A 24,723-nucleotide genomic window follows, 5' to 3' on the forward strand; every position below is an offset into this window, starting at 1 on the left:
CCAGAAGATTATACCATGATTTTGGGAGAAATATGAAATTTAGCGACTAATCAAGGTAATAGGCCAACTGCTCAAAGCCAAGATGTTGATAAAAGTGGAGGGCGTTTGTGTTGGTAGCCATGACCCGTAGCGCGATTTTGCAACTGAGATATTGTTTTGGGCGTGATGGGGCTAGTCCTGGACTGCGATAGACGAGAGATCCTAGTATGATGCCGTCTTCATTTTTAGCTATGAGCATATTTTGCGTCATGACATCTTTTTGAACTGCTCATAATCGTTTTCGGTCACGACATGCGGGGTAGTTCCTTTCACCATAACGCTTTTTTCGATTTCCCATAGTTCCGGGATGTCAGGTTCAGTTTGAGATGTTATGTGGATTTTCATTCTTATCATTCCTTTTTACTGAGATTGGCTTTATTTCAGCATATTTTTGGCTTGCAACCCTACTAATTCGGATGTTTCACCTTTTTGCAGAGTGGTAATGGGAAGGCTGTTTTGTCTCTTGTAACGAGGGATAAAATAGCCTTTTTTGATACATTTATAGTTATTCTAGCTAGATAAGTATATCAAATAGCAATTTATTTACTAAAAATTTCCCTTACTGATAGCAGTTTGATATACTCAAATAGGATATATTATAAAAATTGTAAGGACGTGGCATCTTAATGAAGAAAATACTCATTAGATCTGGAATGCGCCCCACCAATGTTTATACAGCTGAAGATATGTATTTAAAAGATCGTACAGGCTTTAATAATGGAAATCTTGCTTATCAATACAGTATCTACCGAACACTATGGAACGACGATGTGGAAATACATGCGGATGGTCTTTCTTCTAATCCTAACTTAGCAGATAAGATTAATGCGAATTATGATCTCTACGTTATCCCACTAGCAGACGCTTTTCGCGATGACTTTCGGCCTACTCTGCGAAATTATACGGAATTAATTCGCCGATTGAAAATTCCAGTCGTGGTTACCGGCGTTGGACTACGTGCAAACTATGAGCCACAATTAGACGAAGGCTTTGCATTTGATGAAGACGTTACCAATTTTGTCAAAGCAGTGCTTGAAAAATCGTCTCAAATCGGAGTACGTGGACAAATCACAGCTGATTATTTAAAAAAATTAGGATTTAATGAAGGCGTCGATTATCGTGTTATTGGTTGCCCATCTCTCTATACATTTGGCCGAGAGTTAAAAATAAGAGACGTCCATTTGACCGAAAAATCTTCTATTGCAATCAATGCTTCTCCGATTTCTTCAGAAGTGGCTATACAATTTTTGAACAGTATGATTGAGACACATAAAGACTATTATTTTATTCCGCAGCACTTAGATGAGTTCCATTTAATGTTTGCAGGAGGACCTGATATTCTTAGCGATATTCAAGGTTATCCTACAGCCATTGATCATAAATATTACCAAGAAGGCCGCGTGAAATATTTTACGAGTATGCCGAGTTGGTACGATTTTGTTAAAAATGTTGATTTTAGTATCGGTTCACGATTGCATGGTAACGTTATCCCCACAATCGTCGGAACGCCCAATATTTCTTTTGTGCAAGATGCTAGAATGCGAGAATTAGCTTCCTATCACGCCCTTACGCACGTCACGATTGATGAACTGGATGGCGTAACCGATGTGTATGACCTCTTAAGTAAAGTAGATTTGAAATCCGCTGAAAAAGTACAGGCGCGGAATTTTGATAATTATATTGATTTCTTGGAGACAAACGAGCTGGATCATATATACAAAGATAACAGGAATCGCAAAACTGCCCCATTAGATGAGCTCGTCCAATCGATTGATTTTCCGGCTAGTGCAGAACCGATTACAGTACTTGATGCCAAAACTATGTTAGAACGCATAAAGGTGACTTCTAATTTATTGCAAGAGCGTAGTGATTTCAAGTTAAGATACCACGTGAATCGCGTGAATGATCAGCTCAAACAGGTTAAAAGCTCTTTTTCACATGAAAGAACGGAATTTAAACAAAGGATAGCCGAGCATCAAGAAAAAAAATGAAACGATTGAAAAAGAACTTGAGCAGACTAGTAAAAAGCTACAGATGAGTATTGATGAAAATCAGAAAATGAATGCTAAAATCAAGCATTATAGAGGTACTTTGAATCGAAAAGCCGTCAAAGCTACATTGAAAATTGCAGATTCTTTAGCGAATGTTAAGAGTAAGGTAATGAGTAGGTAGTTTTTATTATATTAAAAAGAGCTTCCGCGTTTTAGCGAAGGCTCTTTTCTTTCTGTGTATGGGTTGTGAGGGGATCGAACCCACGACCCGCTGATTAAGAGCTAGGTTTGTGAATAGGTGTTAAGGTGATTTAGTAGTCGTCAATGGCTGTATTATGCGATTCTTAAAAATAGTATAGCTGTTTAAAAAAGCTTAATAATCGTTAAAAGTTGTTACACTCTGCCCACGGAAAACGGGTAAAATAATGACCGCCAAGCTTCCAATACTGGTGGTCTTCTTGTAGTTTAGTTCATCAACTGAATTATTAAATATATATATATATATTATTTTGACAATTCATCTGTACTATGGTAAATTCAAGAAGAACAAACTACAAACAGAAAGAGGTAAGAATTATGCAAACAAATAAAATCGGGAAAATCGTTTTAGTACCACTACTAGCTACCACTCTTGTAGCTGCACCACTGCTTTCGCCAATTTCAGCGATAGCAAATGAAATATCAACATCAGAAGAGACCCCTCTTCCAGTGCTGACACTTGATGAAGCCACGTCAGGAAATACTCCAGATGAATTTCTAGTTCGTGATACGTCTTCAACACCAAGTTCGCCAATGCTTCGCAGTGCTATGCTGGGTTACGAAAAGTGGACTCTTAAATCTCAAGTAAAACAAAAAACAAATACTTTCATCGGCTGGCATCCAGACTTTAAAGCCTATAAATACAATGTTGCGTTTTATTATTTCAGCTCAACACAACATTCTACTTTGTCAGTAAGTTTAGGATACGGCCCTATCTCCTTGAGTGTTGATAAAAATAAAAGTTCTGGATACGCTGTTCCTTCAAACATAAAAAAAATGGACTAGACCAGCTGTTTATGGCGACACATACAAAAATACCTATACAGTTAAAAAAATACAACGGTGCAAATATGCTGACCGGTACTTCTACAAAATACACTAGCACAGTTAAGAAAGAATATATTTTGGCAAAAAATCAATAAACAAGGGGCTCTAGTATGAATAAGAAACTTATAATTTCAATTGTATGTATTGTTGGTATTGTCATCGCAGGAATCCTCATCTACAATAACACACACAGTAAAGAGGTTGCTTCATTAATAAGGGTTGACGATACCAACTTCGTACCGACCAATGAACCCGCTGATGAAGCTTCTACTGGGGACTTTATCGGAAAAATAAGTAAACGATTAGATAGAGAATCTACACCTACTAAAAATAATGAATCCAATTCATTAGATTTAGGAACTAAACTGTATAAGTTTAATGGCGATAACCAGCCCACTAAAGTTATTGTATATGAAGAAGACGGCTCTAAGTACATCGCACGTGAGAATGTTATAAATGAATAAAACAAACCCCTCGAAACAAAATTCGAGGGGCCTTTCTATTACTTAATGTTAAACGGTGATGTCGTCAATGCCCCTAATTTCACTACATACGGGATGACTGCATTTCCTCTGTAAAACTCGTAATAGATGCGGTACTTGCCCACACCTTTCTTGAAAAAGTGGGTATTTAACAACTACTCTGTTTGTTTGGAATTTGCCATCAGGCCGCCCTCGCTACCTTGCAAGGCACAGCTAGTTTCCCAAGCTTTTTTTAGCATCGTTATACTTCTCCACTTTCAGCTCATTCTATTCGAAATATATACTATGCGCTTAATTCTGTACTGAATGTGGCAAAGCAATGGAAAGTCATATCAACGAATCCCGCAAAAGAGGTTAGCTTACCAAAACGCAAAAAAAGACCCCATACAATCTATCAAGGGGAAGGCTTAGATAAGATGTACGAAGGGTTAATGAAAGAGCCTTTACAGATGCAGGTTATGATTAATATTACCTTAGTAACAGGATGCCGTGAAGCTGAATTGGTAGCTTTAGAGGAAAAGCATATCAAAGTATTAGAGAATAAAATACGTTTTGAGTAAACGATAATTGATGTTGTTGGTGAGGGCGTGAGAGTCATTGATGGAACAAAGAACAGTGTTGTTGCTGATGTTGACATACCACAGTGGCTCACTGATTTAATCGTAGAATACTTGCAAGATGTCGAGCCAGCCACAGATAAATGGCAAGGGCACAAGTTCCTGTTTGCCGATACTAAAACGTCCAGATAGCATATATCAGCGCTGGACGCGTTTTACACAACGATACGGCTTACCGCATATTATAGATTCCACGATTTAAGACATACGTCTGCTACGCTCCTTATAGCGCAAGGTCAGCATATCAAAGTGGTACAAGAGCGACTAAGACATAAGTCGATGGTGACTACCGCTGATACCCATGCACACGTTTTGCAAGAGACTCACAAAAAAGCCGCGGACTCATTTAAAAAGCCATTTTAGATGCCTCTGCCCACGGAAGCAATTTCTCCACTTTTCAACCTCAATTTTTACAAAGCAAAAACCGCCTAAGCTCCACAGCCTAAGCGGTTTAAAAGAATGGGTTGTGAGGGGATCGAACCCACGACCCGCTGATTAAGAGTATTTAGATGTTTATACAGTAAGTTATATAGCATCTTAAAGTAGAGAAGACTGTTTTTAATATATACACATCACCTAAAACATATGAATGCTTTATACTATTCATTGTAGTAATATAACCATTATCATTCACAAGTACCTTAATTTGATTTTTTTCACCCTTATCAATAACCTTATCCGTCGCCATTTTATTAATCACTTGCATTATCTTCCCATGGAGCCCGCCCTCAGAGATGCCATCTAAATTACCACTAGTTCTATACGTGTATCTTAGGAAACAAACCTCTAATAATGATAGAACTAGTAAATGCCTAGCTGAGTTAAATTTTTCTATATTATCTAACCCCAACATATTCAAATCAATAAGTTCTGTTAATAAACTTGTAATTTTCCTATCGTACTCCTTAGCGAGTCCATAATCCAGTACTAGTAACCAATCATTGTCTATCTGCAATCTTAAATCAGTTGTAATAGGAGGTTTCTTTTTCTCATAAATTTGTAATTCGAGAATTCGAGAATAAGAAATCTCTGGCAAATAAATTCTGACACTGTATTCTCCTATAGCATTAGTAGCTGATACATTTCCATTTTTTGCAATGACTAAATTAGTCGAATGGAACCTCAAATCACTAGCATCTCCCGAATATTTAATAAAATCATGTAAATTAATGCTGTTCCCATTTTCCACGCTAACAAATTGATTAATAATCTCAAATGAATCGGGCTTCTTTACTTTCTTTTCTTCAATTTTCAAATGTAAATCTTCATTGTTTGTGTTCAAAGTAAAACTTATTGTATATTCCCCTTTATGATTATCTCCGAGTACAACAAACTTATCCTTGATTACCAATCTAGAATCAGAATATATTTTTATTTCATCTAAAGATAACCCTTCATTTATCAAGTTTTTTAATGTTAGTTCCGTTCCCTCACTAATAGTATAGGTTGTTACCTTTAATATCGAAACATCATCTTCCTCAGGTTGTTTTGGGTCATTATCTGATTTAGATTCTTCAATCAGTGAAGCTATCAAATCTTCGGTGTCTCTGGCTCTATTAAGCATACGTGAAACACTTGTATTATTTTGTTCTGCTCTCTTATTAACTTGGCTAACCAAAGAAAGAATTAACTCAATTGCTTTTTTATCCAAACTCGCCTCATCTGAAATTCCAATTATTTTCTTTACTCCTCTATTATTAAAAATTCGACCTAAATTAGTATATTTCATTTCCTTAGTGATATCTTTATTATTGTAATACTCCCGAACTTTCTCATCAATCATTGCTGGTATTGTTTTGGAATTATTTCTTCTATTCTTGAAAATATCCTTTTCTCTAGGCGTCCAAGCCTTAAGCCCTCTACCTCTATCTTCACCAGAATGTTGTCTTTCCATAATAAATAAAGCTTCATCTACATTCGTCACATAACATTTTATTTCGTCAAAGTTAATTACTGGATTATTATTGGCCCTTATTTTTTCTATAGTAGCCAAAAAATGTTTTTTTTCAAAAAGCTAAATTGTTCAGGATCCTTTAAAATCTTCATTATCGCTACTCTTCTGTTTCCTTCGTATACCACGTATTTCCCGATAACTTCATTATATATTACCACAATTTCATTAGAAGGAATTAATCCACTTGTATATATATCCTCGGCAAGTCGCAGCATATTCTCGCCACCGACCTTTTCTATCAATTTCTTTACTGCATCCTCTTCGTTTACCGCTATATCATGTCTAGGATTTTCAAAATCATTAAGAAGTTCATCAAGTTTAATATTTATTGTTTGTCCCAAAATTGTCCACTCCTAATGCTAATTAGTTTATAGATACTCAGTCACAGATAAATATTGCTCTGGTTTTAACAACGATTTAGTTTTCTTTGAAAAAAACATTACTTCTTTTCCCGCCCGTTTATTTTGCAAAGTATATTGTAAATTAAATTCCATACCACTATTTGCTTGATACATTTCCTTTATCTCATTTGTTGAATCATAAGTAACTATCCATCGCCTATTTTTCATAACATTGTGTATTTCATTAGCCAAATTCAGATGATCTCCATGTTGATAAAAATTTTTATACAATCCTGGTCCTTTTTTATAGTAAGGTGGGTCAAAAAAAGTAAACGAGTTCCTTGTTATTAATATCTCATCATTTATAAAATCAATGGCTTCCATATTCTTCAATGTTATTTTATTCTTATAACGTTCTATTATCCTTATTTTATTTATTAAAGCAGGTTTATTAAAGCGACAATCCATTTTATAATTACCCATTTGGTCAAACCCACCTATTGGCCCCGCCTTGTCAATAATACCTGAACGATTAGTCCGATTTAAAAAGAAGGTAGAGAATCCAACCTCTAATTCTGAAAAATAATCAATATTATTCCTAACCTCTTTTTGTCTTCGCCATTCATCAATATTGACATCTGTATTTTCTATCATTTTAACAAAATTATCCGTATCATTTATTACACTGTTCCAAAAACAGTATATTGTGTAATCAAAATCATTAATAATTATTCTATTAACTACCCCTTCGATTAGCAAAGCCAAAGAAATAGCCGAGCCACCACCAAAAGGCTCAATATAAGTTGTACTTCCATTTGTAATAACTAACTCTTTTACATACTTATATAATTTATATTTCCCTCCTGGGTATCTTAACGGAGATGGATTCATGTATATTATCCTCCTGCCTGAAAATCAGTCTTACTACAAATCATAGTTCATTCTTTTAATTTTATCAAATGTCATAACTAATCTTCGTCATTAATTTTTTTAAATCTAGTACTATCTATTCAAAAGCAGGCAAAGATTGCTCTACTAACAAATCATTTACTTTAGAAATAAAATTTTGTTTGAAATTTGATTTTGATATAAAATTATCATTTTTACAATAATACGTTACATACTTATTAAATTCTTGTCTTTTCAAGCTCTTAGCCCACGACTTACAGCCAGAAACCTTCACCTTCATTTCACTAACAGCACATCCCCCAGGGTATAACTCATAATTCGAAAAGTCTCTAATAAACGCTTGCTTTTCCTTGCCCATTTTAACAAAAAAATCGTCCCCCTCTTGTAAATTACCAATATAGTAAACTAGAGAAACTTCTGGAGCAAATGAAAATTGATCAGGAAGAATAAGTAACCTATCGAACCTAATTTTACTAATTTCATCTGGCAAAACATCACCATCTAACACCACAATACAGTTTGACAATAGAAAACTTGCATTTTTACACAGACTTTTCAATATATTTTTACTGGTTCCAGCCCCCTCAGAAATTTTTGTTGTAATATTTATACGACTCTTTATATTTCTTGGTAACAAAGCATTAATAAATGATTTAGCTGAATCATCTTCTACAAGAACATCAATTTTATAGTTATCACTTAAATCTTCTGCATTCTCAAAAGTGAGTTCTTTATACGCCTGTGAATACGATGGATTCTCAATTATATTGTAATTTAAATCTCTAGCTCCCTGGGTGCTTATAAAATTTAGTTGCAAATTATTATCCCTAATATCCCGTTCGTATTCGATTGCCTTTTGAATTAAGTAAAGAGAATGGGTATTGAAAATAACTTGTATATCATTTTTCTTAGACCACTTCAATAAATAGTCTAGCAATTGCTTCTGCGCAGAAGGATGCAGACTTGCTTCTATTTCATCAATACATAAAATGCCCCTTAAACCATTTTGTCTCACAGCATCCTCAAATGCCATGATAACATTAATCAAGTGACCTAAATTATCCTCACCTGATGATATTGCTGAAAAATCATACGAAGTGTTTTCAGACTTTGCTGGGCCCAGAGAATATTTGAAACCTTCATCAGAAACTGCATTTGCATTAAAAAAATTACCTTTTTGAATTATTTTAGTATAGAATTTCCCTATTTTAATAGCTTGCTCAGCAGAATATTCTATGGTTTCTAGTTCTTCTGCCTCCGTATTTATCATAGGGAACAACCTCTGCAAATTAATAAAAGCAGTGTTTAAATTAAAATTCCCATCTCCTTTTCGTCTCCCAGAAACCACGACACGTGGTACAGGAGTGCTTCCAGAGTTATTTCTCAAATAGAACTCAACAGGTGTAGTCAAAATTTCTTCATTCTCGAGCTCAATTAGTAAATCGTAATTGTATCGAGTCTGATCATATTCTTCCGATAGTTTAAAAATTTTATGAACTGGTGTTTTCAAATCTTTTCCAAAGATATTTTTTGCATCTGTACTGAAAGGATGTCCAATTAACCCCATTATCGCAGATTTCATTGTCCCATTTTTTCCAGAAATAACGGTAAGATTTTTTCCTAATGGTATTCTGGTATCTTTTAGTGTCCTAAAATTATGGATATGTATCCCGCATACTCTTTTTATCTCTACCCGTTTATTATCAATAATACCTAAAGCTTTTTTTCGTTTTAGCTTTGTTCATATCGGCAATAAATTTCTGATTTTCCATCCCTATTGTTCCCCTCTTAAAGTATTATTCCATTCTCTCCTCAATATCAATAATCTCCCGAATATCCTTCACATCCAAGGCGTCCGCAATCCGCGCAATATGGTCAAAATAGATGCTCTGTCTTTTATTATTCACTAATTTACTGAGTATGGCTGGTTCGATATCAGCTAACCTAGATAGTTCTTTCATCGAAATTCCGTGTTTCTCAACTAATGATTTTAGATTAACCACTACAACTTTTTCCATATCCACACCACCTCTTGTCTATATGAACATTTTATACTATAATGAAAACAAAACCGTTGTTCGATTGAGCAACTTTTGAAAAAGGAGGAAAATTTATGCTGTCAAAATCATTTAATAACGATTTTTCATTATTTTGTCACAGCCGTGTGGAACATTTTTTATCCGAAGAAAATTCTAGTATTGAATTTAAGGCATTACAAGAACGACAATTTCATATAAGGGATGTGCTTGAACAAAAGTTAAATAATGATAATGAGCTAAAATATCTTGATGAATTATTTAAATACGAGACAGAAGCTTTTATGCGTATCTATGCTACTGCTTTTAAAGAAGGGATATTATTCTCCAAAAATCCCCAATAACCTTATTTTATGGCGACAATTCAATTATTTTCCTTTATAATGGATTTATAGACTAACTTTAGACGGGAGAATAGGGATATGACGCAAATAAAAGTAAATAGAGAAAAAATGATGAATCACGCTGCGGAACTTGGAGATAGTGTCTCGGGAATCACCCGCCATACAAAGAAAAACAACACCATGTCTTACACCCAGTGCAATTCTATGACTAATTGTCAGGAAGCTTTACATGATTTGGTGAACTATGTCGATTTATTTGGAAAAGTGGTGCAGGAAGACGCTATTCGCATCAAACAAATTGGGGAAGCCTATGCCGCCAATGATCGAGAAGTCGGTCAGAAAATGCAACTGGAGGTGCGCTAAGATGGAACCGAGGAGCGAGCAAATTCATCAGGCATTGCAACAATTAAAGCGGAAGACGGAGCAACAAGAAGACCAGTTATACGCTATAAAACAACGGCAAATTCAGCTAGAAGACACAGAAACCGAGCTTCGGCACATCGAACGTGAGAAAGAAAACCTTATTGCTCAAGCCCATGATATATGGCGCGGAAATCACGGCAGAAGTGTGGCTTACGATGCGGAAGATACAGCGCATGAAAGCTGGAGAAAATTACGCAAGCATATCGAAAGCACGCGGGAACAGCTACAACAGGAGCAGAAAACCATTCAATCCAGCTTATCTCAAATGGAAGATGAACGGAAACTGTTACATAGGGAGCTGATTTTATGACTCGCATCGATATTGCCGAAGTCACGCATTTTTCACAGCAATTGCGCGCATCTAATCAGGAATTGAAACAATATGTAAATGCCGTAAAACAAGCTGTTATCGCTTATATCAATGATACATCGATTAGCGGAGACACTATCGCTAGCTCGAAAGAATACTACGCGGGTGCCTATTTCCCACTATGCGCATCCATCAAGCAAGCACTCGATTTAAGTGAAAGCAAGATGCAGAAATATATTACTGATTTCCACTCTCAAGTAGATTCTTCCCCCAATTCTAGGCTTGATGTGGATGGTATTCATGACCTAAATCAAAAAATAACAGGTTTCGAAAATCGTCTAGAAAGCGTTACGTCACAATTAACGGCTATTAATGGAACTGGACACGCATCAGAGCTAAATTATTTAGCCACACAAATTTTCGAAGCACATAAAAAAGAAGATATTCTGAACAAATTTATGGATTTCGAACAGAGTCACGGGAATTTCTTTTATGAAGTTGGAGAACTAGCGCATTATATTAAGCAGGCACTCGATAACATTCAGCAAAATCTTAAGTTTGACGGCAAAACAGGTATGTATCATCTCGAAAAATTGAATCCTGCGACATTCAGCCAGCTCACTAAAATGTATGCGAGCCAGCAAGAGATCGATGATAAGATAAGAGAGATTGAAGAAATTGGACTAACACCAAACGTTCCAAAAGGAAACAGTGCTGGTTTCATCACGATTGATGGTAAAATGAGTACCGAGGCTACACTCGATTTTGTGAATCAACAAATGATTTATTGGCAGAGTGAGACAGTTTTCCGCGAAGTACTGGGTGTAGGCTCGTTTTATCGCGCTGTTTATGGCGTGGATGCAGTATCAGGGAAGCATATTAGTGACGGACAGCGGTTATTAGATGGAGCAACTGTACTAGCGCAATACGGAGCTCCTATACTTGGGTTAGCTAGGTTCGCAACAAGATTTTCTCCTAATGAGATAATAAGTGCAAAGTTTGCTAGTTCAGATAAATTAATTTCCCACTTCAATAAACATAAAGCTGAATTTGGAAATGCTTATGTCACCTCTGAAGATTACCTAATTGGAGCTCAAAATGTTATGAAAACTGGTATTAAAGTCGAGTATAATTATAAGCAAGAGATACGTACTGGCTATGTCAAATTCATGAAAAATAGTAGCTTAACTAATTCCAGTGGTGTCCCTATCAAAAGCTATGCAAAATTTGAGTTTGTCGGCACTAACAACCTTGGAGAAATAACCACTTACCATGTTGAAAGCCAAAAAAAGCTTCTGGAAAATGCTTAATGGTGTCAATGTTCCTGAAATTAATCCAGTTAAATAGGAGATGATTTACTAATGTTACTGAATGCAACTATTATAAGCTTTAACGCTGATATTGAAGAAGAAATTATTGTTAAAATAAACGATGTTGAGCTAACTTGCTTTATCGGTTACTGCCCTATTAAAATATCACGTGGCGAATCCTATCCAGTAGAGCTTAGTTTTTTTGTTATAGATAGTTTGGATGTAAAAGCACAATTAGATGATGAAAAAATAACTGAACTCGTAAAACTAGAAAACGCTAGGTACTTACTGAAAGGTTTTCTATCATCTGATGGTATTCTGAATGTTGGCTTTAATATTAAAGATGAACTTCTAGAAGATTATCAGTTTCTCTTTGGAGAATATGTAGAGCTAGAAATTGATAGAATGACTATTGATTTTGGCTAATGTTAGCTCTGAGAGTGAAAATGATTACAGTTTTATAGTCATGAAAAAATGAATTCAGAGCCCTAACACTTCACAATGATATCGCCAATTATTCTATGTATAGAATTGGTATAGATTTTCAGGTAAAGGGAGTGCAACTGCGACTTAATTTGATAGACCTGTTAATGGAATGTAATATCACAATAATAGAAAATCATGTACTAAACGCATTTATCGAAGAAATTTTATATAATTCATATCTATTAAAAGTAGGGAATCACAATGATAATTGATGAATTAAGAAAAGATAAAAGCATAAGTGTCATAGTAACACACAATCTAGACCACGAAATAATAACTGTATATGCTAAAAATAGAGATACTGACTCTATAGATCAAGATTCAGCTGTAAGATTAAAAAATTTTAACTCAGATTGGATTCTTTATAGAGTACAACGAGTCCAAGAATTTCTAATCAAGAAATTTTCTAATGAAACATTAGCTAAATTGGCTCTCTTTGTTTCTGTTTCGCGGGAATTCAGTTCAATAGACGCAAGCACTGATGTACGTGGAGAACTCAGGGCTTTAAAATCTGATTTAGAGGCAGCTGATAAGTATATAGAGAACGAAATAGGTAGTGATTATTACTCATTTTTTGAAGACAAGGTTAATTGTATAAATTTAAAACTTAGAGAAAACGCTTGTTATGATATTTACTATCTTAGTCCAACTGGTGACATTGCCATTATATCAGAAGATAGGCAATTACCTAGTGCATTTATTGTAGTCTATAATTTCAGCTTTATTCTAAAGAGATTTAAAGAGGTTATCTATCCACAATTAATTAACTATAACCTTTCATCCAATCAAGTAGAGTTACTAAAACGAATATATCTAAAAAAATAGCCTAGCTTCAGCCTTTTTTATGAATAAAATGAGGAGAACACTATGACATTAGTCGAAAATATTAATAATGGTCAATACGAGCTAGACGATTTAGAAAACTATCTTAGCACAGGCAAATGCCATCGTACTTTACAACACGATGCATGAGATTATTGATAAAAAAATTACTAACCCATCTGTAGTTCAAGCACTTATTAACATTTCTGGAAGAAGAGAGCAAACACTAGAAGATAAAATGTTAGGGTTTTATACAGTCGGGGGATTTGTAAATTAGGAGTGACACAATGGCTGTTTTCATTATCATGACAAAAGAGTACGAAAATGAGGAAAAAGTCGCCTATAAATATGGTCCTGATGAAAAAATATCAGGCATTATTGAATATAACAAGGATAACGGCATGATTAGCCAGCAGGAGCCTATTGTTTCAGAATTTTATCCAGATGAATTTTTCTTTAAGCGAGCTGGAAGACGCTTGGCTAGAATGGCTATTAAAGACAATGGCTATTTTGTTGAACGAACTACGATTGAATCCTAAAACAATGATCTTACTTTCAAGGCAAAATAAAAACCCCAACAGTCATAAACCGTTGAGGCTCTAAAATGGGTTGTGAGGGGATCGAACCCACGACCCGCTGATTAAGAGTCAGCTGCTCTACCAACTGAGCTAACAACCCGTGCGATAAATGTTTTTACCGACAAGACTTATTCTAGCACTTTCGCTCTGGCTTGGCAAACATTTCACACATAGATAGGAAGGGCCTCGTTGCTGGGAGGCCCTTCTTGTTTGTGGTCTATTCTACAATCTGATCGAAATACTGGTCATTTATCTCTCGTATCCGCTTTAATTCGCATTTTGGCTTGCGGTCGTATGTTAGCAGGCCGTTGATTTCGATTTCTACGTCGGTCAGTTGGGTGTAGCAGTAGCCGTGTAGGGCATTTGAGCTGTAAACGGCTTGCATGACGCGGCTGTAATCGGCGACGAATTCTTCGGCGTTTTTCACGGATGTGTAGCCCCAGCCTGTCTGGTCGCCGGTTTGAAAGCCTATTCCACCGAATTCTGTTAGCAAAATTGGCGCGCCTTGGTGCTCGAATCCTGCGGCATAAATGGCGCGTAAGGTGGATTGAGATTTCAAAATGGCTTCTTTGTCGTGAATCATCCGGCTAAAATCGGCGTACTTTTGAGGTTCGTCTTCGCGGCCGTGTGAATAATTATGCACCGCGCAAATATCGGTTTCGGTCATTTCCCAGCCGTCATTGGAGATTACTGGACGAGTTTTGTCGAGCGAATGAATGAGATGATACATCGCTTGGGTGTGATGTTGTTGTTCGCGGTTGTTGTGAATGCCTGGCACGCCCCAGCTTTCGTTGATTGGCACCCACGTCACAATGCTCGGATGATTGTAATCGCGCTCGATAATTTCTAACCATTCGCGAGTCAGTCGGGTCGCAGCGTCTTCTGTATAAACTGGTGCCGCCGCGCATTCGCCCCAAACGAGGTAGCCCAGCGTATCTGCCCAATATAGGAAACGTGGATCTTCAACTTTCTGATGTTTGCGGCAACCATTGAATCCCATTTCCTTGGCGAGCTCGATATCGTAACGCAATGCCTCATCAGACGGCGCCGTCAGCAAACCGTCACGCCAGTAGCCCTGATCCAGCACCAATTTTTGATAGTAGGGGCGGTTGTTTAAATAAACCATGCCGGCCTCTGTGTGCACCTTGCGCATTCCAAAATACGACAAAACCTCATCATACACCGCCGAATCGTCCTCTAGGCAAAATTCAATCTGAAAAAGGTTCGGGTTTTCTGGTGTCCAATTCCAGCCGTCATTATGGTTCGGCGAGCGGAAAATCTGTTTTTGATAAATCGCCACGTCGCGCTGCATATGGTTTTGCGTCAACGTCACCGCATCTTCAGCAACCAGCGTCTCTCCGAAATGAATCGCATATCGTAAGCGCTTACCAACAACGCCGTCCGCAAAATTCAAATCGAGTTCCACCATACCGGTGTCCACATTCGGCGTCATGCGCAGCTTTTCAATATGTAGCGCGTCCACAATTTCCAGCCAAACCGTCTGCCAAATTCCCGTCGTGTTCGTATACCAAATCGCGTCCGGTTCCGGCGTCCAACTCTGCTTCCCACGCGGAATCGTCTCATCTTTTTGCGGATCAAATACCCGCACAACTAGCGTCACAGCCTCCCCACCAGTCACAAACGGCGTAATGTCCAGCGTAAACGAAGTATGCCCGCCATCATGCTCGCCGACCTTCTGCCCGTTCACAAAAATGCTCGCCGAATAATCCACCGCACCAAAATGCAGCTTCACTTCCTTGCCAACGTCCAAATCCCCGTCAAGCTCAAACTCCCGCTTATACCAAACAATCTCGTGGTGCGCCTGGTCATCAATCCCACTAAGCTCCGTCTGATACGCAAATGGCACGACAATCCTTTTCGCAAACGTCACATCGCCACGAAACCAGCCCTCACGCAACCCAACGTCCCCGTCATCAAAAGCAAATTCCCATTCCCCATTCAAATTCATCCAGTTTTCCCTTACAAATTGCGGTCGCGGATATTCTTCTCTCAACATTTCGCATCGCTCCTCCTCATATAAAACGCTTACAATAAACTCTAAAGTTAATCAAACTAAAAAGCCATCTTACTTGCATTATATACAATAGGTAACCATCATGTCAAACAAATAAAAACTAGATTAACTCAAACGTAAACTATAAACGCATTGCTTTTCACAAAGAAATGTTCTATGATCGAACAAACAACCCAAGGAGGCTAATCCCATGACATTCCCAATCATCCAAACGCCACGACTCAAACTAAGACAACTAATCCCCGCCGATTCCAATGCTATTTTTGCCCTGCGATCAAATCCAGAAGTTGCCGCTTTTCAAGACCGCCCGTTACAGCAAAACCTGGCAGAATCCGCCGCATTTATCGATAAAATAAACACAGGAATTGACCGCAAAACCTGGATTTTCTGGGCCATCACACTACAAGAAACCTCCGAACTCATCGGAACCGCTTGCCTCTGGAATTTTTCAGAAGAACAGACACGCGCGGATTTAGGCTACGAATTATTGCCGACATTTCAGGGTTCAGGCTACATGCGCGAAGCTTTAAAACCCGTACTCGACTATGGTTTCACGGTACTCCAACAAATCGACGGCGTAACGCAAAAAGAAAATCAACGCTCCATCCAGCTCCTTAAAAAACTCAATTTCACGCTAAATCCAAATTTTGCGGACGGAAACGAGATTATGTACACGATAAAAAAGAGAAGCTAGGAATTCACACCTAACTTCTCTTCCTGTTTCTGTGTCTTCGAAATCCAGCTTCCAACGGCCAACTCCTCGAAAACTTCACGCCCTCCATAAAAAGCAAGAGCGGCTTTTTACTGCGGCCGCTCCAGTTTTTTTCGGAGCTGAACGGGCCGTTTCAGCTTTATAATCGCCACACACTTTTCACAACATGTGTCTGCGAACGATCGGGTCCTACCGAGAACATCGAAACCTGAACGCCGGTCAATTGGGCAATTCGCTCCATGTAATGACGCGCATTCGCTGGTAAATCATCCAACGACTTCACATTCGTAATGTCCTCTTCCCAACCGTCCAACTCTTCGTATACCGGCTTACAACGAGCTAATTCTTTCAAACTCGCTGGGAATTCTTCAATAATCTTGCCATCCAACTCATACGCGACACAGACTTGCAATTTCTTAATGCCTGTCAACACGTCCAAAAGCGTCAAGGAAAGATCCGTCAAACCACTCACACGGCGGGCGTGGCGGACAACAACACTGTCGAACCAACCAACACGGCGCGGACGGCCAGTCGTCGTTCCATATTCACGACCAACTTCACGAATATTATCGCCAATCTCATTATCAAGCTCTGTCGGGAACGGGCCATCACCAACACGCGTCGTATAGGCTTTTGCAACGCCGACAACGTGGTTAATTTTAGATGGGCCAACACCGCTACCAATTGTCACACCACCAGCAATCGGATTACTCGACGTTACGAATGGATATGTACCTTGGTCAATATCCAACATAACCCCTTGCGCACCCTCAAAAAGAACCCGTTTGCCATCGTCCAGCGCCTCATTCAACACAACTGATGTATCGCAAACATATTGCTTAAATTGCTGACCATATTCGTAATACTCTTCTAAAATATCCTCTATTTTAAAGCCTTCCAACTCATAGAAACGCTCCAATAAACGGTTTTTCTCTTGTAAGTTATGCTCTAATTTCTCTTTGAAAGTCTCTTTGTCCAAAAGGTCCACGATACGAATACCGACACGAGCGGCTTTATCCATGTACGCTGGGCCGATCCCTTTTTTAGTTGTACCGATTTTGTTAGCACCTTTACGTACTTCATCCGCTTCGTCAATGCGAATGTGATACGGCAAAATGACGTGCGCGCGGTTCGAAATACGCAGATTCTCCGTACTTACGCCTTTTTCGTGCAAATAATTTAGCTCTGTCACAAGCGCTTTCGGATCAACAACCATCCCGTTACCGATAACACTAATCTTCTCTTTGTAAAAAATACCCGATGGAATTAAGTGCAATTTGTACGTTTCTCCATCAAATTTGATCGTATGGCCTGCGTTATTACCGCCTTGGTAACGCGCGATAGCCTCCGCATTCTCGGAAAGAAAATCCGTAATCTTCCCTTTTCCTTCATCGCCCCACTGTGTTCCTACAACAACAACTGAAGACATCTAAACACCTCATTTAATTGGTCTTTTAAGCTCGGTTTCGCAAGCTTTTTCCACTCCTAATTGTACCGTTTGTCCTGGCAATAGTCAATGAATTATCGAACGTTTTCGAAAAGGAATGCAAAAATCGTTCGTCTATACGCAAAATGACAACCCTCCCACAAAAACGTAAGAAAAACTACATATCTTGTCACGTAAATCGCAGGAATCTTGCCTGGAAGTTCGGTAAGATAGATTTAAGAGCTAAGAGAAATGCTCAATCTATTTTAGGAGTTGGGAATAACATGAAGAAAATTTTACTTATAGGAACTGTCCTGGGCGGGCTTTTACTAGTCTTGTCTGGCTGTATTTTTGACAAAGCAGAGGGCTTGATTGTATACGGAAGTCAAGATCAGGTAACGAACGCGATTGCTAGTAATAAGGAAAATGTAAAATCATCTACTATTTATGAGGGAAAACAAGACGGTGAAGGCGATAATTTGACGGTTTTCTTAAAGGAATCTGATGCGAAAAAAATGCAAAAACAACAAGCTTTCACGAAAGTGGTCGATTCCGATAAAACAGAGGAATTGAAAGAGCTACCTGCTACAAACGGGAAACTCCTTTTGTTGGCAAAAGGTGACGCGACGAAAATCTCGGTTGGCGATAAAGAGCAACCAGTCACATACGGCGGCAATATCACACTCGGCGATGCACGAACTTATGCGAAAAAAAATCGTGATTGTTCCTGATGCTTTATGGGGCAGCATCGACGCCAAATCGAAAAGCGTTGCGACCGTGATAATGAAAAAAGATGCATCGGATTACTTAGCTAATTTTAAAGACATCGATCGGGCACAACTCGCTGATCTAAAATCATAATGCAAAAAGAGATTATCGCCGCAAAATGTAGCGATAATCTCTTTTTCTTAGCCTTCTATCTCTTTTTGACGGTATTTCGGGAGTTTTCGCAAGACTTGTTCGTAGCCATGCGCCAATAGTTTTGCTAGGAATTCTGCATTGTTCTCTTCATCCAACAATACCGATACCCAGTGTGACTTATTCATGTAATAGCCTGGGATAATCGCGGTGTTCTCTGATCGCAAAATCTCACCCTGATTCGGCTCCACTTTTACCGTGAGAATATCGCGGCCTTCTTTGTTCGTCCCGAGCATCGCAAACATTTTTTCACCTATAAAAAAGCGGTCGGCACCCCATTCTTCTTTGTAGTCGTGTGTCGCGCCTTTCAGACTAAGCGCTGCCTCGTGAATCGTCGGATATTTCATCACTTTCGCATCTCTCCTTACGCTTCTAATTCGAGCCCCGTCTTGTAAATAATCTCGTCGTTCGCTCCAAGTACTTGAAGTGTAACATCATAGTTGATATTATTCAACACTGTTTTATAGTAGAAACGAAATGTCCCATCCGCCAAAAATTCGCCACCCTGCTTATTAATAACAGTCCCCGCGCTATTCGTTGCCGTCACGCGCAGTTTTTTCACATTCCCCGTGTAAGTTCCTGTGATATACGAAGCGCTCAGTTTATATTTCACAGGCGTCACCGTTTCCGTGTACACAATCTGACTTTGAACGCGCGCCCATTGATGCGTCCCATCCAAGCATTTTTTGACATACATCAAATTATCCTGCTCCGCCGCACCCGTTCCTTCCCTCACGAATGCCACTTTCCCAACATTATTCACCGAAGCACGCTCCAAATCCGCCATTTTTTGCACTGGTAAAATGGCACCAGCTGGCTTCACGACAGAATTGATAGCGAGCGTTTGCGTATAATCATCAAATCGATATTCCCGCCCAATAATCAACGTCCGCTGCCCTTCATCAAGTATTTTTCGTTGCCCCAAAATCGGGTTCGACGCATCCGGTTTGTTAATATCCATCGCATAAATCGTCGTATTCAGTGCATTTCCCCCCGACTTTCACACTGGCGCGACCATGAATCGTAACTAAATCGCAATTATCAAGCACGTACACGTATTCCGGTTGCTTTTTGCCAAGAATCCGGTTCTCCTCCACAATAATATTGCTGGCATTCTTACCAGCGCCAGCCGCGACAGCATCTCCATCCACTCTAATCGCTGCATCCGAAATCTCCTCAAACGTATTTCCACCGATAAAATGATAAATCGACGCGCCCTGTTTCCCCATCGTCCCACGCCGGATATCAATCGCCGGCTTGCTCAGTTGGTTAAACGACGACATATGAATATTCATGCCTTGGCAACCTTCCATCAAAACTGCCGACCTTGGAGCGTAAGAAACCGCTGTCTGATTCGCCGTATCACGCACCACATTCCCAGCCAAATCAACCTCCACACCCGTCGCATTCACTTTCACATTGTCCATATAACTTTCATTCACATTCTCCAAATAAATCGCCGGTAGCGTCGCATCTTGCGGTCGCCCCCGATCCAGCAGCTTATTAAACGTCACATACTGCCCATTTTTCAAACTATCGAGCACCGTGGCACTATTATCAATATGAATATCCCGAAAAATAATGCCCTGCCCCAATCCTTTTGGCTCCGGTTGCATATTATCTGGATATTCACTAATACAAGCAATCGCCGTCCCGCGAATATTCACAAACATCAAATTCTCAAAATGGCACAAATCATACGGCCGAATCACGCGAATCATCGTCGTCTTGTTCACATTGCCCATATCAAAACCAAGATTTTGAATATTCATATTCCGCATAAACGTCCGCTTGCCCTCTTTGTTAATATACTTAATCTCAATCGCAGCATTTCCCTCTTCTTTCCCGTCAAACAATATCTTTTTCACACCACCCGCATCCGTCACCAACTCGCCTCGCGGTACAATCGTGGATGAAACCGGAGATGCGCCCATCAACTTAACCCCCGTATTTACCAGATGAATCGGCTTCGTAATCACATACTCACCAGGCGGGAAAAACACAATGCCACCTTCCATCGCAACAGTAGAATCCGGACCAATCGGCGACGCAAACAACGCATCAATCGCAGCTTGAATCGCCACCGTATCATCCGTCACCCCATCTCCTTTTGCACCAAATAAAACATCTTTCACATTCACAACTGCCCCATCTAAAATCGTATCATCATACATCTCAAAATCGCCCCCGTTCTATTTTCAAGAACTAATGTTCCCGTTTAAAATATACCACAAAACTAAATATCTAATCTCAAAAAATCTAGTATTGCCATCACCATGTATATCAAAAGTGTGTCTAGACGCCAAAAAATCGCCTAAGTCATCATTCAACTTGGGCGATTTCCACTTACAATCCTATTTGATTTCGAACAACAATTTCCCGACAAAATTTGAAAAGTTCCGGAATCGCGTCATCATCCTCAAACTTCACTTTCACGCATCCTTTACCAAATTTCGCACGCGGTAAGCGCTCCTTCATCTCCAAAACCAATTCAAAATCCAGCGTATGCACCGAAAAATGCGTTTTGGCATTCGAAAACGCGATATACTGCTTTCCAAATTTGAATGTCGGAATCTGATACGAAATTTTCTCCTCAAAATCCGGATAATTTTCACGCATAAACGAAACAAACGTCATCGTCCATTTCCGCTGCTCATCCATTTCCAATTCCGCCACGTATTCCTCCACCGTATCAACCATTCCAATCCCTCCAAATTATTGTTTCAATGGCTCCTGTTGCTCTCTGATCTCCTCCACATAAAACACCGCATTCGTCGTCTGGAAGTAAGGACCGATAAGCATAAGTGTGATAAAAATAATAATATCCGCAACTGTTCCAAGCATCATATTATGAGTAACAACAGCCGTCACCATCAACCCAACTGGAATGATAAACCATACAACAAAGCTCAACTGCAAGAAAAACAGTTCCGACTTACGCCCATTCATTCGCTCTCGGCTCAGGTTAACCGCCTCCATTACACCCAAATCTGGATTATCTCGCATCAATCGGATGGTTTGCGAATAACTGAACGCCTTTATTATCCCTGGTACCACTAAGAGCATCGTCCACAAGAAAATAAAAATGAAGATTACTGAACTAGCTAAAAAATAGCGAATATAATTCCGTTTCGTGAATACCTCTAATATTTCGTGCCATCTCGCTTTTTGCCCATCCCCAATCCTCAAGAAAAACCATTCTGTGGCAGCAGTCAATGGTAACACTACAAAAACAAAGAATAACCACAAAACTGTCCCCCATACCATCGTATCTGGTATCAAATCACTGATAGTCGGTGAATACAAATTAAATTCCTTAAACTCAACTTTATAAGTACCGCTCTGATCACTCACAAACATATACACCAACCAAACAATAACCGAATAAAAATAAACTCCCTTTAAACGCTGCTTTGCTATCTTTTTCATTATGTATCCCCTTTTTCATGTCATTTTGCTGATGCCAACAGTTACCACTATTATAACGTAAAATATCCCTTCATTCCAACAAATATTGGAAAAACCGCCTCATCCCTTCCAAAGAAAGTGATAAGACGGTTCCTATTTCTAATTTTTAGTCGTTATCGTAGCGATCATCGTCGTCCGAATCGTTATCATATCTGTCATCGTTGTCATTGTCATAACGGTCGTCGTCATCATCATTGTCGTTGTAGACAGTTCCAGCAGATTTCGTAGTTGTATTTGTATTTGGTTTCGTACTTGTAGCCGCTCTATTAATCGTTTCCTTCTCGAAACCGTACACAACAGAATCCGCCGCGCCAATCTCCAAGTCGTACTCCGTGTTACCATTCACGATTTTAATATCATACACTTTACGGCCATTCTCGTAATCTACATATGATTGTACAACTTTTCCGCCACCAGTTTTACCTAGCGCGATTTGTTGTGCTCTTGCTGATGAAATTTCAGTCGTTGTTGTTTTATTTGTCGCTGCTTTATTTGTTGTTCCTGTATTCGTTTTTGGCGTTGTATTTTGCGCTGGTTTCGTTGTGTTGCTTTGTGTATTTTTGCTTGGCGTTGTTGAATTAGCTCTCACAGTTTCTTTTTCATAGCTATATATTTTCGAATCCGTCGCGCCAACGTCCATTTCATACTTCGCGCCTCCGTTCACGATTTGGATATCATAGACTTTCTTGCCATTTTCATAGTCCACATTAGCACGCGTCACCGTTCCGCCACCTGTTTTAGCTAGCGCGATTTGTTTCGCTTTTGCCACCGTGATTTCGTTAGCTGGCGTCACTTTTAATTTAGTCGAAGCTGGTGTTTTCGTTGCTGCTGTAGCCTTAATTGCCTTTTTCTCAAAACTGTAAATCTTAGCATCCGTCGCGCTGATGTCCATTTCGTATTCTGTATTGCCGTTCACGATTTTAATATCATACATTTTCTTACCGTTCTCATAATCCAAGCTGTATTTCACAACAGTTCCGCCGCCCGTTTCCGCCAAAGCAATTTCTTGCGCGCGCTTAGCCGTAATTTCAGCCGATGCCTCCGCTTTTTCGCCGCCTTGATTCATAAAAATGCTTCCCGATAGGAAAATCGCTGCAGCCGTTGCCGCGCAACAAAGTACCGCTACTCCTACTTTTTTCTTACTTGTATCCATGATTGATGTTAGTCTATTTTTCAATGTCTTTTTCCCTCCATAAAAATTAGTTGATAGTGCTGTTCGTTTTACATCTTTATTTCTGATTAAGCCAATAATAGCTTCACCATACGTCCTTCTTTTCTCTAAATCTTCGCCTGTTAGCAACGTTTCATCGCAGGATTCCTCACAATCGTTCTGGAATGCTCGACCCATCACGTATACAAACGGGTTAAACCAGTGAATCGCCGTTGCCATCAAAAGCGCCGCATTCACCCACAAATCCTTGCGCTTAAAATGCACTAATTCATGGCGCAAAATCAAGGCCATTTCTTCCTCATCAATTGGTTTTTCCGGTAGCAAAATCGTCGGCTTCCGGAATCCAATCAACATCGGGCTAATTTCAAATCGACACCTATGTATCTCGATATGTTTTGAAGCTATCCCCACATTGTGTTTCTCTTGCTCAAATAACGCTAAAATCGATGCATCCGTAACTGGCGTTGTCCACCTTTTCACCATTCGTAAAAAACGATAGTGCTTCCATACATTGTAGCCCAAGAAAGCAATAAATCCAGCAAACCAAATGCTAAATAAAATCATCGGTAATGTCCAAAAAGTTTCCACAACCGGCGTCGCGGCCGTATTCACCGTGTTCACACCAACTACTTCATTCAAATTCCCCGTCGTAGCAGGCGGTTCACTTACACCCGTTTGTGCTATAATCGGTGCCTCAATCAACGCTGCTTCGAACTCCAAACGAAACGGCAATAACAATCCAAGTAACACAACGAACCAAATATAATATCGCCATTTTGCCGAGTATTTTTTCCCGAAAAAGTGATGAAACAACATGACCAGCACGATAATAATCGCCATCGTGATCGATGCTTCTAGTAAGTCATACATTATTTGCCCCACATCTTATCAACTCCTTTTTGAAAGCCAGTCTTTTAGTTCGTCAATGTCTTCATTCGACACATCGCCGCCCTTATACAGCGTATTAACGAGCCCAACCAGCGAATTATTGTAATGCTTATCCATGAACTGTTCCGTCTCCGATTGAAGATACATCTCCTCGGTAACGATTGGCGTATACACCCTTTCCCGCCCAACTTTCTCACTTTCTAAAAAGTCCCGCTCAATTAAGCGCACTAATAAAGTAAGAACGGTCTGCGGTTTCCAGCGTTTATCACCGTCCAACACCGCGATGATTTCATTCGTCGAAACTGGCGGCGAGCTTTTCCAAACAGCCTTCATAATTTCAAACTCTGCATCCGGTAAACGTTTCATATTATCACCCC

29 protein-coding genes, 1 tRNA gene and 1 pseudogene are annotated in these 24,723 nt (G+C 39.2%); 15 read left to right on the forward strand and 16 right to left on the reverse strand.

The window, feature by feature from the left end; genetic code table 11:
* Nucleotides 1–246: 246 nt before the first annotated feature.
* Complete coding sequence (locus tag PCORN_RS19415; protein ID WP_159102591.1) at nucleotides 247–384, reverse strand: hypothetical protein; 138 nt, start codon at nucleotides 382–384, stop codon at nucleotides 247–249.
* A 281-nt stretch (nucleotides 385–665) separates the two neighbouring features.
* On the opposite strand from PCORN_RS19415, the pseudogene PCORN_RS12875 reads away from it, so the two are divergent.
* The 5 genes and pseudogenes from PCORN_RS12875 (at nucleotide 666) to PCORN_RS20455 (ending at nucleotide 4,578) form a co-directional block, all read left to right on the forward strand.
* Nucleotides 666–2,211, forward strand: a pseudogene (locus PCORN_RS12875) (polysaccharide pyruvyl transferase family protein).
* Between the two features lie 395 nt (nucleotides 2,212–2,606).
* The gene (locus PCORN_RS12880) at nucleotides 2,607–3,074 is read left to right on the forward strand and encodes a C2 domain-containing protein (RefSeq protein ID WP_051999462.1); all 468 of its coding nucleotides are present in this window, start codon (nucleotides 2,607–2,609) and stop codon (nucleotides 3,072–3,074) included.
* Between the two features lie 152 nt (nucleotides 3,075–3,226).
* A complete protein-coding gene (locus tag PCORN_RS12885; protein ID WP_051999463.1) occupies nucleotides 3,227–3,580 on the forward strand; it encodes a hypothetical protein in 354 nt (117 codons plus the stop codon).
* A gap of 326 nt (nucleotides 3,581–3,906) precedes the next feature.
* The gene (locus tag PCORN_RS20450; protein WP_241433187.1) at nucleotides 3,907–4,158 is read left to right on the forward strand and encodes a site-specific integrase; all 252 of its coding nucleotides are present in this window, start codon (nucleotides 3,907–3,909) and stop codon (nucleotides 4,156–4,158) included.
* Between the two features lie 222 nt (nucleotides 4,159–4,380).
* Entirely contained in the window at nucleotides 4,381–4,578 is a 198-nt protein-coding gene (locus PCORN_RS20455) for a tyrosine-type recombinase/integrase (protein ID WP_277620200.1), read from the forward strand.
* 142 nt (nucleotides 4,579–4,720) lie between these two features.
* On the opposite strand, the gene PCORN_RS12895 is transcribed toward PCORN_RS20455, so the two are convergent.
* The 5 genes from PCORN_RS12895 to PCORN_RS12915 form a co-directional block, all read right to left on the reverse strand.
* The gene (locus PCORN_RS12895) at nucleotides 4,721–6,208 is read right to left on the reverse strand and encodes a hypothetical protein (RefSeq protein WP_036081328.1); all 1,488 of its coding nucleotides are present in this window, start codon (nucleotides 6,206–6,208) and stop codon (nucleotides 4,721–4,723) included.
* Nucleotides 6,196–6,510 (reverse strand): hypothetical protein, encoded by a 315-nt coding sequence (locus PCORN_RS12900; protein ID WP_036081331.1) that lies wholly within the window; start codon nucleotides 6,508–6,510, stop codon nucleotides 6,196–6,198. The genes PCORN_RS12895 and PCORN_RS12900 overlap by 13 nt, the downstream gene beginning before the upstream one ends.
* Before the next feature lie 27 nt (nucleotides 6,511–6,537).
* Nucleotides 6,538–7,401, reverse strand: a complete 864-nt coding sequence (locus PCORN_RS12905) for a DNA adenine methylase (RefSeq protein WP_036081334.1) — start codon at nucleotides 7,399–7,401, stop codon at nucleotides 6,538–6,540.
* A gap of 115 nt (nucleotides 7,402–7,516) precedes the next feature.
* Nucleotides 7,517–9,130 carry an ATP-dependent nuclease gene (locus PCORN_RS12910; protein WP_338151780.1) on the reverse strand — a complete coding sequence of 538 codons (1,614 nt, stop codon included), beginning with the start codon at nucleotides 9,128–9,130 and terminating at the stop codon, nucleotides 7,517–7,519.
* 85 nt (nucleotides 9,131–9,215) lie between these two features.
* The gene (locus PCORN_RS12915) at nucleotides 9,216–9,437 is read right to left on the reverse strand and encodes a helix-turn-helix domain-containing protein (RefSeq protein WP_036081340.1); all 222 of its coding nucleotides are present in this window, start codon (nucleotides 9,435–9,437) and stop codon (nucleotides 9,216–9,218) included.
* 95 nt (nucleotides 9,438–9,532) lie between these two features.
* Between PCORN_RS12915 and PCORN_RS12920 the strand changes: the two genes are divergently transcribed.
* The 7 genes from PCORN_RS12920 (at nucleotide 9,533) to PCORN_RS12950 (ending at nucleotide 13,689) form a co-directional block, all read left to right on the forward strand.
* Nucleotides 9,533–9,799: a hypothetical protein gene (locus PCORN_RS12920; protein ID WP_036081344.1), complete on the forward strand. Its 267-nt coding sequence runs from the start codon at nucleotides 9,533–9,535 to the stop codon at nucleotides 9,797–9,799.
* A gap of 78 nt (nucleotides 9,800–9,877) precedes the next feature.
* Nucleotides 9,878–10,162, forward strand: coding sequence for a DUF3130 family protein (locus tag PCORN_RS12925; protein ID WP_036081347.1), 285 nt, complete (start codon nucleotides 9,878–9,880; stop codon nucleotides 10,160–10,162).
* A 1-nt stretch (nucleotide 10,163) separates the two neighbouring features.
* Complete coding sequence (locus PCORN_RS12930; RefSeq protein WP_036081350.1) at nucleotides 10,164–10,532, forward strand: DUF3958 family protein; 369 nt, start codon at nucleotides 10,164–10,166, stop codon at nucleotides 10,530–10,532.
* Nucleotides 10,529–11,842 carry a T7SS effector LXG polymorphic toxin gene (locus PCORN_RS19700; protein WP_051999464.1) on the forward strand — a complete coding sequence of 438 codons (1,314 nt, stop codon included), beginning with the start codon at nucleotides 10,529–10,531 and terminating at the stop codon, nucleotides 11,840–11,842. Before PCORN_RS12930 ends, PCORN_RS19700 begins: the two co-directional genes overlap by 4 nt.
* 51 nt (nucleotides 11,843–11,893) lie before the next feature.
* Nucleotides 11,894–12,268 (forward strand): hypothetical protein, encoded by a 375-nt coding sequence (locus PCORN_RS12940; RefSeq protein ID WP_051999465.1) that lies wholly within the window; start codon nucleotides 11,894–11,896, stop codon nucleotides 12,266–12,268.
* A gap of 261 nt (nucleotides 12,269–12,529) precedes the next feature.
* On the forward strand, nucleotides 12,530–13,153 hold the full coding sequence (locus PCORN_RS12945; protein WP_036081352.1) for a hypothetical protein: 624 nt from the start codon (nucleotides 12,530–12,532) through the stop codon (nucleotides 13,151–13,153).
* Between the two features lie 284 nt (nucleotides 13,154–13,437).
* Nucleotides 13,438–13,689 carry a hypothetical protein gene (locus tag PCORN_RS12950; RefSeq protein ID WP_036081355.1) on the forward strand — a complete coding sequence of 84 codons (252 nt, stop codon included), beginning with the start codon at nucleotides 13,438–13,440 and terminating at the stop codon, nucleotides 13,687–13,689.
* A gap of 66 nt (nucleotides 13,690–13,755) precedes the next feature.
* Here the strand turns inward: PCORN_RS12950 and PCORN_RS12955 are convergent.
* Nucleotides 13,756–13,828, reverse strand: a tRNA-Lys gene (locus tag PCORN_RS12955).
* A 117-nt stretch (nucleotides 13,829–13,945) separates the two neighbouring features.
* Nucleotides 13,946–15,745: a glycoside hydrolase family 2 protein gene (locus tag PCORN_RS12960; RefSeq protein WP_036081359.1), complete on the reverse strand. Its 1,800-nt coding sequence runs from the start codon at nucleotides 15,743–15,745 to the stop codon at nucleotides 13,946–13,948.
* A gap of 208 nt (nucleotides 15,746–15,953) precedes the next feature.
* On the opposite strand from PCORN_RS12960, the gene PCORN_RS12965 reads away from it, so the two are divergent.
* The gene (locus PCORN_RS12965; protein ID WP_036081362.1) at nucleotides 15,954–16,457 is read left to right on the forward strand and encodes a GNAT family N-acetyltransferase; all 504 of its coding nucleotides are present in this window, start codon (nucleotides 15,954–15,956) and stop codon (nucleotides 16,455–16,457) included.
* Between the two features lie 157 nt (nucleotides 16,458–16,614).
* Here PCORN_RS12965 and PCORN_RS12970 read toward each other — a convergent pair whose 3' ends face one another.
* Nucleotides 16,615–17,904 carry an adenylosuccinate synthase gene (locus PCORN_RS12970; protein WP_036081366.1) on the reverse strand — a complete coding sequence of 430 codons (1,290 nt, stop codon included), beginning with the start codon at nucleotides 17,902–17,904 and terminating at the stop codon, nucleotides 16,615–16,617.
* Between the two features lie 281 nt (nucleotides 17,905–18,185).
* Here PCORN_RS12970 and PCORN_RS12975 point away from each other — a divergent pair, with 281 nt between their 5' ends.
* Both PCORN_RS12975 and PCORN_RS19430 read left to right on the forward strand, forming a co-directional pair.
* Nucleotides 18,186–18,632 carry a lipoprotein BA_5634 family protein gene (locus tag PCORN_RS12975; RefSeq protein ID WP_036081369.1) on the forward strand — a complete coding sequence of 149 codons (447 nt, stop codon included), beginning with the start codon at nucleotides 18,186–18,188 and terminating at the stop codon, nucleotides 18,630–18,632.
* Entirely contained in the window at nucleotides 18,604–18,762 is a 159-nt protein-coding gene (locus PCORN_RS19430; RefSeq protein WP_159102592.1) for a hypothetical protein, read from the forward strand. The genes PCORN_RS12975 and PCORN_RS19430 overlap by 29 nt, the downstream gene beginning before the upstream one ends.
* A 47-nt stretch (nucleotides 18,763–18,809) precedes the next feature.
* On the opposite strand, the gene PCORN_RS12980 is transcribed toward PCORN_RS19430, so the two are convergent.
* The 7 genes from PCORN_RS12980 to PCORN_RS13010 all read right to left on the reverse strand — a co-directional run.
* Entirely contained in the window at nucleotides 18,810–19,166 is a 357-nt protein-coding gene (locus PCORN_RS12980) for an MmcQ/YjbR family DNA-binding protein (protein ID WP_051999469.1), read from the reverse strand.
* Nucleotides 19,167–19,183: 17 nt separating this feature from the next.
* The gene (locus PCORN_RS12985) at nucleotides 19,184–19,780 is read right to left on the reverse strand and encodes an immunoglobulin-like domain-containing protein (RefSeq protein WP_036081372.1); all 597 of its coding nucleotides are present in this window, start codon (nucleotides 19,778–19,780) and stop codon (nucleotides 19,184–19,186) included.
* Nucleotides 19,770–20,993 (reverse strand): glycosyl hydrolase family 28-related protein, encoded by a 1,224-nt coding sequence (locus tag PCORN_RS12990; RefSeq protein ID WP_036081375.1) that lies wholly within the window; start codon nucleotides 20,991–20,993, stop codon nucleotides 19,770–19,772. Before PCORN_RS12990 ends, PCORN_RS12985 begins: the two co-directional genes overlap by 11 nt.
* 172 nt (nucleotides 20,994–21,165) lie before the next feature.
* On the reverse strand, nucleotides 21,166–21,519 hold the full coding sequence (locus PCORN_RS12995) for an iron chaperone (RefSeq protein WP_051999466.1): 354 nt from the start codon (nucleotides 21,517–21,519) through the stop codon (nucleotides 21,166–21,168).
* 15 nt (nucleotides 21,520–21,534) lie between these two features.
* The gene (locus PCORN_RS13000) at nucleotides 21,535–22,248 is read right to left on the reverse strand and encodes a DUF975 family protein (RefSeq protein WP_036081378.1); all 714 of its coding nucleotides are present in this window, start codon (nucleotides 22,246–22,248) and stop codon (nucleotides 21,535–21,537) included.
* 145 nt (nucleotides 22,249–22,393) lie between these two features.
* Nucleotides 22,394–24,340 (reverse strand): M56 family metallopeptidase, encoded by a 1,947-nt coding sequence (locus PCORN_RS17495; protein ID WP_051999467.1) that lies wholly within the window; start codon nucleotides 24,338–24,340, stop codon nucleotides 22,394–22,396.
* A 6-nt stretch (nucleotides 24,341–24,346) separates the two neighbouring features.
* A partial coding sequence (locus PCORN_RS13010) for a BlaI/MecI/CopY family transcriptional regulator (RefSeq protein WP_338151779.1) occupies nucleotides 24,347–24,723 on the reverse strand: 377 nt, incomplete at its 5' end.

The organism is Listeria cornellensis FSL F6-0969 (assembly GCF_000525855.1).
GTDB lineage: Bacteria > Bacillota > Bacilli > Lactobacillales > Listeriaceae > Listeria_A > Listeria_A cornellensis.